Annotated in this window: 10 protein-coding genes; 8 read left to right on the forward strand and 2 right to left on the reverse strand. The window is 54.2% G+C overall.

The window, feature by feature from the left end; genetic code table 11:
- From sufC to sufT, 5 genes are read left to right on the forward strand one after another with little or no spacing between them, the layout of a single operon-like run.
- Nucleotides 1-780 carry a Fe-S cluster assembly ATPase SufC gene (sufC, locus tag ACLPGZ_RS13060; protein ID WP_009454372.1) on the forward strand — a complete coding sequence of 260 codons (780 nt, stop codon included), beginning with the start codon at nt 1-3 and terminating at the stop codon, nt 778-780.
- Nucleotides 777-2,084 carry a Fe-S cluster assembly protein SufD gene (gene sufD / locus ACLPGZ_RS13065; protein ID WP_429641455.1) on the forward strand — a complete coding sequence of 436 codons (1,308 nt, stop codon included), beginning with the start codon at nt 777-779 and terminating at the stop codon, nt 2,082-2,084. The genes sufC and sufD overlap by 4 nt, the downstream gene beginning before the upstream one ends.
- On the forward strand, nt 2,081-3,328 hold the full coding sequence (locus tag ACLPGZ_RS13070; protein ID WP_035267652.1) for a cysteine desulfurase: 1,248 nt from the start codon (nt 2,081-2,083) through the stop codon (nt 3,326-3,328). Before sufD ends, ACLPGZ_RS13070 begins: the two co-directional genes overlap by 4 nt.
- Nucleotides 3,329-3,781: a Fe-S cluster assembly sulfur transfer protein SufU gene (sufU, locus tag ACLPGZ_RS13075; protein ID WP_009454366.1), complete on the forward strand. Its 453-nt coding sequence runs from the start codon at nt 3,329-3,331 to the stop codon at nt 3,779-3,781. It begins immediately after the preceding gene.
- A 15-nt stretch (nt 3,782-3,796) separates the two neighbouring features.
- Nucleotides 3,797-4,357 (forward strand): putative Fe-S cluster assembly protein SufT, encoded by a 561-nt coding sequence (gene sufT / locus ACLPGZ_RS13080; RefSeq protein ID WP_060185785.1) that lies wholly within the window; start codon nt 3,797-3,799, stop codon nt 4,355-4,357.
- 665 nt (nt 4,358-5,022) lie between these two features.
- Here the strand turns inward: sufT and ACLPGZ_RS13085 are convergent.
- Nucleotides 5,023-5,514, reverse strand: coding sequence for a helix-turn-helix domain-containing protein (locus tag ACLPGZ_RS13085; RefSeq protein WP_035267648.1), 492 nt, complete (start codon nt 5,512-5,514; stop codon nt 5,023-5,025).
- 450 nt (nt 5,515-5,964) lie between these two features.
- On the opposite strand from ACLPGZ_RS13085, the gene ACLPGZ_RS13090 reads away from it, so the two are divergent.
- Nucleotides 5,965-6,696, forward strand: a complete 732-nt coding sequence (locus ACLPGZ_RS13090) for a winged helix-turn-helix domain-containing protein (RefSeq protein WP_060185784.1) — start codon at nt 5,965-5,967, stop codon at nt 6,694-6,696.
- Nucleotides 6,697-6,867: 171 nt separating this feature from the next.
- Here the strand turns inward: ACLPGZ_RS13090 and ACLPGZ_RS13095 are convergent, their stop codons facing one another.
- Nucleotides 6,868-7,299 (reverse strand): helix-turn-helix domain-containing protein, encoded by a 432-nt coding sequence (locus tag ACLPGZ_RS13095; RefSeq protein ID WP_080747924.1) that lies wholly within the window; start codon nt 7,297-7,299, stop codon nt 6,868-6,870.
- Nucleotides 7,300-7,846: 547 nt separating this feature from the next.
- Between ACLPGZ_RS13095 and ACLPGZ_RS13100 the strand changes: the two genes are divergently transcribed.
- Both ACLPGZ_RS13100 and ACLPGZ_RS13105 read left to right on the forward strand, forming a co-directional pair.
- On the forward strand, nt 7,847-9,115 hold the full coding sequence (locus ACLPGZ_RS13100; RefSeq protein ID WP_060185783.1) for a TolC family protein: 1,269 nt from the start codon (nt 7,847-7,849) through the stop codon (nt 9,113-9,115).
- Nucleotides 9,116-9,170: 55 nt separating this feature from the next.
- A partial coding sequence (locus ACLPGZ_RS13105; protein WP_429641458.1) for a BapA/Bap/LapF family prefix-like domain-containing protein occupies nt 9,171-11,158 on the forward strand: 1,988 nt, incomplete at its 3' end.

The raw sequence follows: 11,158 nt of genomic DNA on the forward strand, positions 1-11,158 counted from the left end.
ATGCTGACGATTAAAGATTTGCGCGCTTCGGTTGAAGATAAACCTATCCTTAAAGGTCTGAACCTGGAAATCAAACCCGGTGAAGTCCACGCCATCATGGGTCCGAACGGCTCGGGCAAGAGCACCTTGTCTCAGGTTCTGGCCGGTCGTGAAGACTACACCGTGGAAGGTGGTTCGGTTGATTGGCTGGGTCAAGACCTGCTGGAGATGAAGATTGAAGACCGCGCCCGTTCCGGTCTGTTCCTGGCATTCCAGTACCCCATCGAAATTCCCGGTGTGTCCAACGCCTACTTCCTGCGTGCTTCCGTGAACGCCGTGCGTCGTCATCAGGGTTTGCCTGAGCTGGACGCCATGGACTTCCTCAAGCGTGTCAAAGAGGAAATGAAGACGGTTGGCATGCGCGAAGAGTTTCTGTACCGCTCCGTGAACGAAGGCTTTTCTGGCGGCGAAAAGAAACGCAATGAAGTTCTGCAAATGAGCCTGCTGGAACCCAAGCTGGCCATCCTGGACGAAACCGACTCCGGTCTGGATATTGACGCTTTGCGTGTGGTGGCTGACGGCGTGAACCGTCTGCGTTCACCCGAGCGTTCTTTGCTGGTGATTACTCACTACCAACGTCTGCTGGACTACATCGTGCCTGACTTTGTGCACGTATTGGCCGGCGGCAAGATCATTCGTTCCGGTGGCCGTGAATTGGCTCTGGAACTGGAAGAGCGTGGCTACGGTTGGGTGCTGGAACAAGCAGCCGCCGAACAAAAAGCCAAGGGAGCTGCGGTATGAGTCTGCCGGATTGGGTCAACAGCTTTGCCGCTCAGGCTGCACAAGCACCTGGAGCCGGCCTGCCATGGCTAAGCGCTATGCGTCAGCGCGCGCTGGATCGTTTCGCACAAGAAGGCTGGCCAACCACGCGTATTGAAGCCTGGCATCACACTTCCTTGGCTTTGCTGGAACAACAAAGTTTTGCGCCTCAGAAGTCGGCTTCGGCCGCAGAACTGGTGGCGTCGGTACGCCAGCAAGAAGACGGGTACTTCCTGGTCTTTGTGGATGGTCACTACGATGCGGCCTTGTCGCACCTGAGTGAGTTGCCTGCTGGTGTGCGTTTGTCATCGCTCAGCGCCTGTCTGGAACAAGATGCAGACTGGTTGCAGCAGGCTTACGGGGATGAGTCCCTGGGTGCTTCGACGGCTGCCTTGAACTTGGCTTTGGCCCAGGATGGTGCTGCCTTGCATATTGCCGCTGGCAAGCATCTGGAACAGCCTGTTCATCTGGTTTTTGTACGCACTCAAGGTGGCAGTGCCAGCTTCACGCGCAACCTGATTTCTTTGGAATCCGGTGCTAGTGCAACGGTGGTTGAGCACTACGTGGGTCAGGAAGGAACGGATGCTTCCTTGAGCAGCGCCGTGACTCGCCTGAACGTGGCTCCTGATGCCAACCTGACACACATGAAGCTGCAGCAAGAAGCCTTGCAAGACTTCCACCTGGCCGCAATCGATGTGCAGCAAGGTCGTGGTTCGGTATTCAATTCGCACTCTCTGTCTTTCGGTGCTCGTATAGCCCGTAACGATATTGCTACTGTTTTCAACGGCGAGCGCTGCGAAACCTTGTTCAATGGTTTGTATTTTGTGGACGGCCGCCGTCACGTGGACCACAACACCATCATTGATCACGCTCAGCCTAACTGCCAAAGCCGTGAGTTCTACCGTGGCATTTTGGCCGACACCGCCCGCGGCGTGTTCAGTGGTCGCGTATTGGTAGGCAAGGGCGCGGATGGTACGGATTCGGTACAGCGTTCGGACAGCTTGCTCTTGTCCAAGATGGCACGTGCAGACTCCCGCCCTGAGTTGGAAATCTACGCCGACGACGTCAAGTGTGCACACGGTGCCACTGTAGGTCAGCTGGATGCCGACAGCCTGTTCTACCTGCGCTCGCGTGGCATGACCATGGAAGATGCACGCAATATGCTGATTTACGCATTTGCCGCTCAGTCTCTGGAGCGCATTGCGTCCGAGAGCCTTCGTAGCCGTGCCACAGTCGGTATTAATGCTTTGTTGCCTGGCGGTCTTGCCCTTGGAGATCTTGCATGAATGCGCCTATGCCCGTAACTGCTGCTGGTTTGCTGAATCACCGCGAGGATTTTCCTATCCTGGCTCGCCCCATCCGGGGCCAACGCCTGTCCTATCTGGACAATGGCGCGACGACGCAAAAGCCGCGCTCGGTCATTGAAGCCGAGGCGCGATTCTATGAGCAGTCCAATGCCAACATCCACCGTGGTGTGCATTGGCTGTCTCAGCATGCTACTGAGCTGTACGATCAGGCCAGAAGTACAGTGCGGGCATTTCTGAATGCCGCGCGCGACGAAGAAATTGTATTTACGCGTGGCACCACAGAATCCATCAACCTGGTGGCCTATAGCTGGGGCATGGACAACCTGAAAGCAGGCGACGAGATTCTGCTGACCGGCCTGGAGCATCACTCCAATATCGTGCCTTGGCAATTGGTTGCCCAGCGTACCGGTGCCATCATTCGCGTGGTGCCTGTGCTGGACAACGGCGAGCTGGATCAGGAAGCCTTCAAGCAACTGCTCAACGAGAAAACCCGCCTGCTGGCGGTGGGCCATGTGTCCAATGCCTTGGGCACGATCAACCCCATCGCTGAAATGACCCGTCAGGCGCATGCCGTCGGTGCCAAGGTGCTGGTGGATGGAGCTCAGTCCGTTCCCCACGGTGTGGTGGACGTACAGGCTCTGGATGCTGATTTCTACACTTTCTCAGCACACAAGCTGTACGGCCCCACAGGTATGGGTGCCTTGTACGTGCGCTACGAGATTCTGGACAGCATGTCGCCCTGGATGGGGGGCGGTGACATGATCACCACGGTCAGTTTTGAGCAAAGTAATTACGCCCCTGTGCCACAGCGCTTTGAGGCGGGTACGCCCAATATCGCTGGTGCCATTACCATGGCTGCCGCTATCGATTATTTGATGGGTATAGGCATGCAGCGTATTGCTGACCATGAGGCGCTGTTGCTGGACTACGCCACCGAAGCCTTGCTGGCCATGCCTGGTATTCGAATTATTGGTACGGCGGCACACAAGGCAGGCATTGTGTCCTTCCTGGTCGACGGTATTCACCCGCACGATCTGGGCACCATTCTGGACATGGACGGCGTTGCTGTGCGTGCCGGTCACCACTGTGCCATGCCCTTGATGACGCGCTTTGGCATTCCAGGTACGGCTCGTGCCTCCTTTGCCTTGTACAACGATTACGCTGATATTGATGCTTTGCTGGGCAGCCTGCGCAAAGCTCAAAAACTATTTGGAGTTGGCTAAATGAGCCAAGATTTCAACGGGCTGCGCGAGCTCTACCAAGAGGTCATTTTTGATCACAACCGTAGCCCGCGTAACTTTGAAGTAATAGAAAACGCCAGCCATTTTGCCAATGGCCACAATCCTCTGTGCGGGGATCAACTGGCTGTGTACGCCGTGGTTGAAGACGGCATTGTGCAGAAAGTCAGCTTTGTGGGGCATGGCTGCGCTATTTCCAAGGCTTCGGCATCCTTGATGACCGAAGCCGTAAAAGGCCTGAGTCTGGCCGAGTTTGAGTCTCTTTTTCAAGATATGCACGCCATGTTGACAGAGGCCCATCCCGATCGAGATCTGGGCAAGCTGGAAGTGTTATCTGGTGTGCGTGAATTCCCCGCACGGGTTAAATGTGCCACTCTGGCCTGGCATACCCTGCATAACGCCATCAATCAGGCCAAAGAAACCGCGCAAACCGAATAAAGGCGCAAACAAGCCATGAGCTACTTTGAACGACATGATGTGCTGGTCAGCCGGGATTGTCCGGCTGTCAGTATCCCTTACGGTGCTCCCGTTACGATCGAGGCGGGTTGTACAGCAACGATTACCCAGAAGCTGGGTGGCAGCTATACCGTGATGGTAGAGGGCAACCTGTACCGGATTGAAGGTGTCGATGCCGATGCGCTGGGTTTTGAGTCCCAGGACAAGCCCGAGGTTTTTGTACCCGAGCTGCCCCTGAGCGAAAAAACCATTGAAGACGCCGCCTGGATTGTGCTGGCAAGCGTTTATGATCCGGAGATTCCGGTCGATATCGTTAATCTGGGCTTGGTGTACGCTTGTCATGTGAGCCAGACTGGTCCAGAAGCGTTCTCCATCACCATGGAAATGACGCTGACGGCTCCTGGTTGCGGTATGGGCACCATGATTGCCGATGAGGCCCGCTACAAGCTGGAGACTATCCAGGGCGTAGAGAAGGCCGTAGTGGATCTGGTTTGGGATCCACCGTGGAGCCGGGAACGCATGAGTGAATCAGCCCGCTTGCAACTAGGGATGCTGTAATAGAAAAAGCCTGCAGAACATGCAGGCTTTTTTGTGCCTGAAGAGCGGGGCGCAGCTTGAAAGGCGGGCTCAGGGCAGACGGCAGTTTGTTTGTGATGTTGTTGGCTGCTGAATAGGAACCCCCTGGTTAAGGGCCTCTATACGCTGCGGCTAAGTATGTTTGGAGAGAGGCACTGGCAAGCTTAAAACGCTCAAAAAAATGGCTCGATATCTACCCGATAGCTATAAATAAAAATAATAGCGAAAGCGTTTAAGAGGCGGTTTCCGTTAAGCCTTGTTTGTTCTTTTTTTATGGGCCAAAACCTGCATTGAATAAGCTGTCTTATGTCTTTATCAAGCCAGAGATTACAACTTTTCCTAGGGTTTTGCCTATCTCCAGCCATAGAGTTTTGTATGAATTTCGCTGAGGTTCTTATCTTCAGGCCTGATTTCTTGATTCATGCTTGAATGGTTCAAACTTATATGGCCAAGGGTTTAGGCAAAGCAGGGGAGAATAATGTTAGTTACAAATAGAACATAAAGATCTTTTTTGAGACAGTGCTGTTGCTGGTCGAGCAGATTAAACGCTCGCCAGCACAGGGAAGCTTAAGGCGTGATTAATGGAAACAGAATAGCCCTAGCTTCATCCAATTTATGATCAGGTGCCTTGTTTTGTACGTATAGGTTTACTGAGGGGCAAGACGCTCAATCAAACTGTCCAGGCTGGCGTCATCCATTTGACGACCTTGATGCAGATAGAACTCGTATACCAGGCGAATCGCCTGAGCCTCGGCACGAGAGCGCAGGCTGAGCTTTTGCTGCACAAATAACTGCCTGATCTTCAGGATGATTTCTTCCAACGAGTCCATGTCAGCCATGCTGGGCTTTGATTGAGCAAGAACCCGTTTATCAAGCTTTTCTTCCCCGCAGGCTAACCATTGAATAGGCAGCTTGGAGGCCTTGGCCAGCTTGATCAAAGCAAGACGAGAGGGCTCGGTTTTGCCTGATTGCCAGCCTTGCAGAATCAATAGGGACACACCCACTTTTTCAGCCAGTTTTTGTGGTCCGCCGGCCTGTTCGATCGCCAGCTTGATTCGCTCCGGGAAGTGTTGGAAACCTTCCTCCACGGCATTTTGACCGGCTTGGCTTAATCGCTTTACTGAGTGTTTGAAATACATTGCCACCTCCAGGGATTGCATGTTCTTGTCGTTATTGGTTATTTGGTCAAGATTGTGCTTGATGGTGCTATATACTTGTCTTATTATTCAATTTGAACAGAAAACCAAGTTAACTACACAAGAATTTGCATAAAAAATGTAAATGATGTGGTTTTCTTACTTTTGTTTTAAGAACTTGACTGTTTATGCAAGATTTTGTGTTTATGCTGGATGGGCGGCATCACAGGAAGGATGCCCATCGGGCCCTGGAAGGACCCAGGAGCAGAAAGACAGAGTGGCCTTGCCAACAGATCGGCTGTAGGCGCACCAGGTCTTGGGTGAGTAAGAAACACAATAAAGACGATAGTGAGCGCCAGGCAAAGCCGCTTGAACGCGTGCAGGCCTACAAGGCAATGATAGCCACGGTTTTGGGGAGAGGGAGGCTTGGTACTGTTGAGAACAGAGAGAATCGTGCTGTTGTTCGATAACGGCGATCTGATACAAAAGCTGATCGATGATTTGGCCCTGTGGGGTATACCGGTGCAAGTGCTTCAAGCACACAGCGCGGTGTCATTTACGCAGGACGAACAGGCCGAGGCGGGCGAGCTGATCATGATGCATTCCCCGAATGAGGATCTGTTGAGTGATGTAGGTCGCTTGCGAGCTCAGTCTGCGGCAATGGGTCTGGTGGTTTTGCGTTTTGAAGGAACACTAACCCCCGAACATGGCAGCTTGCTATTGCTGGCTGGTGCCGATATCTGTTTTGACGAACGAACTCACAGTATGGAAGTGCTGGCTAGTATCCAAGCTCTGCGCAGACGGGAGCTGGCCTTGCGAGCTAAATATGCGGATGGAAAGGACAAAGCTTTCCCAACTGCCCCTACGGAAATCCGCCTGAATGGTGAAACTCGGGAGCCCTTGTTTGGTTGGGATTTGCTGGAGGACGGTTGGCGCTTGATGACGCCGCAGCGACATGCCATCACGCTGACAGGGGCGGAGCGACGAGTATTGCGTGTGTTGCTGGCCGAGAGTCCTGAACCCGTAGCCCGCGAAAAGCTGTTTAGTGACAAGGAAGGGGATCAACCACCTAGTCGCTACATAGATGTGGTAATTAGCCGTTTGAAACGTAAGGTAGCACAGCACGGCGAGCGTTTGCCGATTCGTTCTGTGTGGGGCGTGGGCTATGTGTTCTCAGCTCATTAGTCCACGCTTGGGTTTGTGATTCGTTAACAGGTCCTTATTGTTTTCAATAGGGCTGGGATTAATAACAGGTTGAGTTATCGCCAGGGAAAGGGGTTGCCTATGACTTTTGCATTTAAGCGAGGTCACATTAGATACAGCGCCCTTTCCTGATTTGACTATTGCGAGTGGCTTTTATCGAAACGAAGCCAGTTCAATCAGATTGTTCAAACTGGCTTCGTCCATTTGCTGCCCTTGGCGTAAGTAGAACTCATAGACCAGGCGGATGATACGTGCCTCGGCCTCCGGCTTCAGATTCACGCTTTGACCTTGGAATAATTGTTGAGTCTTGGCAATGATTTCTTCCAGGATATCCAGATCAACCAAGGTTGAAGAGGGTTCGGAAGGTGAGGGGTTACCTTCTCCCGAGGCCAGCCAACTGACAGACAGGTTGGTGGCTTGGGCCATTTTAACTAGGCTGGAACGGGATGGGTCGGAGTTCCCTGAGCGCCAGCTTCGCAGCACCGAAGTGGACATTCCCATTTTGTCCGCCAAGTTCTTGGCTCCGCCTGCACGGGCGATGGCTAGATTTATCCGGTCCGAGAAGTCTTTAAATTCATTTTCCATATGCTTGTGGCCTGGTCTGCCCAAAAGTTGTGGTGGTAAGGGGCCCCAACGGTTTTAATTTACAATCCTACGTCTTTTTCTTCATGTTCTTGTCAATTATTTTCAATTGCGCCAAGTAATCGCTTGATAGCGACAAGATCTTGTCGTAATATTCTTCCTGAACAGAAAACTAACCGGAAATACGCTTTTTTACACAAAAACGCTAATTTCATGCGATAGCTTATTCTTTTGTCACAAAATCGATTCTCTCGATAAGAACGTGTTGTGCTGCGTCTGCTTCTTTGTGTGAGGCGTGTCGGAGGTAGCGCGCAATCCAGGTAAATGACAGTTTTGCATTGCTTGCTTTTTGGATAGGCAGGTGGCTTTTTTGCGCCCTGCGTTCGGTGATTCTACCTCTTGAGAGTGCGTTTGTGTTGAATGTGCGGCTTTTTGTCCCTCCGTTGAGGATACAAAAAGTCACTTGCTTGGGTGCCTTATGACTAGAACAAAAACAGTGGGGATCGTGTTGGCTATGGCTGTTCTTGCCACATCGAGCAAGGCACAAACGATGCTTGAACGGCTTCAGGAAAATTCAGTTCTGGAACAAGCCGATCATGACGCACCCTTGAGTATTCAGTACGTTGTCGACCGCGTCCTTGCGCGTCACCCCGGGCGGGAAAGTGCCATGGGTTACGAAGCAAGCGCACGCGAGATGATTGATGTTGCCAAGGCTCATTACTACCCGCAAGTTAGCGGAGGTGTTTCAAGTAGCTATGAAAAGTACCGTTCCGGTCGCTATGACGAAAAGGCCCTGCAAAGCCTGGACTTGAACGTACAACAGCTACTTTACGACTTCGGCAAAACCGCCAATTCAGTCAAAAAAGCCGAGTTCGGGGAACTGAAAGCCCAAGCCAGAACGGATTTGGTTGTCGAGCAATTGGTTCGCGAAGCGTCCAACGCGGTACTGGAAGCGGTGCGTTATCAGGGTTTTCTGGATCTGGCCCAAGCGCACGTCCAGGAAGTAGAGCAGCTAACCCGCTTGGTCGAGCGGCGCCACGAGAAAGGTGCCAGCAACCTGTCCGACGTTTTACAAGCGCGCTCCCGCCTGGATTCCGTCCAGGCGCTGGTATTGAACGTCGATGCAGAATATCGCAAATGGTTGCAGGAAATTGCACTACTTGCACAACTTCCTGACGTTAGCGCCGTGTCCTTGGCGCAGTTCCCTCTCGAGCTCAATCAAAGCTGCACGATCTCCCGCATTAACTGGGCGCGTGTTCCAGAAGTGGTGATGGTGGATATGGCTGCCGAAGAAGCGGTGGCTGATGTCGATCTGGCCAGTTCTGAAGAATGGCCAACCCTCTCTTTACAAGCCAATGCCTCCCGCGCTTTGAACGCGACCCCGCTCTATGGCAGTCGTGTCGAGACCGGCATACGCCTGAATTTCTCCATGCCCTTTTATCAAGGGGGAGGCTTGTCGGCGCGTAAACGCGCAGCCTCGGGCGCCTTGCGCGCTGCCAGCGCTGAAAAGTCTCAAGTCCGCCTGCAGGTGGAGCAGCGCCTGGCCGATCAAGTCAATCGTTATCAAGGGCTGGAGCGTCGCAAGGCGCTGCTGGCCAATCGTGTCGTGAACATTAGCGGCACGAAAGATTTGTACAGAAAACAGTATTTGGATTTAGGAACGCGTTCACTGGTCGACTTATTGAATGCCGAACAGGAATACCACCAGGCCCGTGTCGAGGTGTTGAACAGTGAGTTGGATTTGAAAGCTTCGCAGATTGAATGCGCTTACTCCCAGGGGTTGTTGAGCGCTGGATTCAATGTGCCTGCCTTGAATTAACCGTTGTGAAGAGGGGCCTTGTGGCCATTTTTATTATTAAAAGGTTGGGCTATTCATGAAAATGATCCTAGCAGAACGATCGGGAGCGGGAAAGCCAGTACTGGAGACGCAATTAGCGGATCAAGTGCTGGCCACCCCTCATCTCGTCAAATTGAACGCGAGTCCTGGCGATATTGTCAGTATTACCCGCCAAGGAAATAACCTTGTCCTGGTGATGGCCAATGGTCAACAGGTCACCTTGCAAGGCTTTTTTAACGAAAACCCAGACGGCGAACATAGCGAGCTGGTTCTGGAAGATTCAGCCTGCCAACTGTGGTGGCTCAACAGCAGCGGAGAGCTGGTAGAAATCTCCGCCCAGGATGCCGTATTTGCAAATACGGCTCCTGTTGTTTCCGAAACTGTGTGCGCTGCTGCCGCTGGCACCAGCACACCTCCACCGTGGGTCCTGGGCTTGCTGCTGGCTGGCTTAACGGGCGTTGCAATGGCATCTAGTCATTCCTCCGGTGGCTCGGGCGGTAAGGGGCCCGTAGATCCTGATGATGGCGACGGTGATGCCGATGCAGACGCCGATGCCGACGCTGATGCTGACGCAGATGCAGATGCAGATGCTGACGCTGACGCCGATGGAGATGCCGATGCAGATGCTGACGCAGATGCTGACGCAGACGCCGATGCAGATGCAGACGCCGATGCAGATGCAGACGCTGACGCTGATGCGGATGCTGATGCGGATGCTGACGCGGATGCTGACGCCGACGCAGATGCTGATGCTGACGCCGATGCCGATGCCGATGCTGATGCTGACGCAGACGCCGATGCTGATGCTGATGCCGATGCCGATGCCGATGCTGATGCCGATGCTGATGCCGACGCAGATGCGGATGCCGACGCAGATGCTGATGCAGACGCTGACGCTGATGCAGACGCCGACGCTGATGCTGACGCCGATGCCGACGCCGATGCTGATGCAGACGCTGATGCGGATGCCGACGCTGATGCTGATGCAGACGCCGACGCTGATGCTGACGCCGATGCAGATGCTGACGCCGACGCTGATGCGGACGCTGACGCTGACGCTGACGCCGATGCAGATGCAGATGCCGATGCTGATGCGGATGCTGATGCAGATGCCGATGCAGATGCAGATGCTGACGCCGACGCCGACGCCGACGCCGACGCTGACGCCGATGCTGACGCGGATGCAGACGCTGATGCGGATGCGGATGCGGATGCAGACGCTGATGCAGACGCTGATGCCGACGCCGATGCTGATGCAGACGCTGACGCCGATGCTGATGCCGATGCCGATGCCGATGCCGATGCTGACGCGGATGCAGATGCTGACGCTGACGCCGATGCTGACGCCGATGCAGATGCAGATGCAGATGCCGATGCTGATGCGGATGCCGATGCCGATGCCGACGCCGATGCTGATGCTGATGCCGATGCCGACGCTGATGCCGATGCGGATGCGGACGCCGATGCGGATGCTGACGCCGATGCTGACGCCGACGCCGACGCTGATGCGGATGCAGACGCTGATGCCGATGCTGACGCCGATGCGGATGCTGATGCAGATGCCGATGCAGATGCAGATGCTGACGCCGACGCTGATGCTGATGCGGATGCGGATGCTGACGCCGATGCGGATGCCGACGCCGATGCGGATGCCGACGCTGACGCCGATGCGGATGCGGATGCGGATGCCGATGCTGATGCTGATGCAGACGCCGATGCTGATGCTGATGCTGATGCCGATGCTGATGCTGATGCTGATGCCGATGCCGACGCTGATGCGGATGCGGACGCCGATGCGGATGCTGACGCCGATGCTGACGCCGACGCTGATGCGGATGCAGACGCTGATGCCGATGCTGACGCCGATGCCGATGCGGATGCGGATGCTGATGCAGATGCCGATGCAGATGCAGATGCAGATGCTGACGCCGACGCCGACGCTGATGCTGATGCGGATGCCGACGCCGATGCGGATGCCGACGCTGACGCCGATGCGGATGCGGATGCGGATGCCGATGCTGATGC

Origin of the sequence: Alcaligenes sp. Me129 (genome assembly GCF_050487245.1) — a bacterium.
Taxonomy (GTDB): Bacteria; Pseudomonadota; Gammaproteobacteria; order Burkholderiales; family Burkholderiaceae_B; genus Alcaligenes; species Alcaligenes phenolicus.

Coding starts and splice junctions, on each gene's coding strand:
- ACLPGZ_RS13100 (WP_060185783.1), top strand. CDS start 7,847: ATGCTTGAACGGCTTCAGGAAAATTCAGTTCTGGAACAAGCCGATCAT.
- sufU (WP_009454366.1), top strand. CDS start 3,329: ATGAGCCAAGATTTCAACGGGCTGCGCGAGCTCTACCAAGAGGTCATT.
- sufD (WP_429641455.1), top strand. CDS start 777: ATGAGTCTGCCGGATTGGGTCAACAGCTTTGCCGCTCAGGCTGCACAA.
- ACLPGZ_RS13095 (WP_080747924.1), bottom strand. CDS start 7,299: ATGGAAAATGAATTTAAAGACTTCTCGGACCGGATAAATCTAGCCATC.
- ACLPGZ_RS13085 (WP_035267648.1), bottom strand. CDS start 5,514: ATGTATTTCAAACACTCAGTAAAGCGATTAAGCCAAGCCGGTCAAAAT.
- sufC (WP_009454372.1), top strand. CDS start 1: ATGCTGACGATTAAAGATTTGCGCGCTTCGGTTGAAGATAAACCTATC.
- sufT (WP_060185785.1), top strand. CDS start 3,797: ATGAGCTACTTTGAACGACATGATGTGCTGGTCAGCCGGGATTGTCCG.
- ACLPGZ_RS13070 (WP_035267652.1), top strand. CDS start 2,081: ATGAATGCGCCTATGCCCGTAACTGCTGCTGGTTTGCTGAATCACCGC.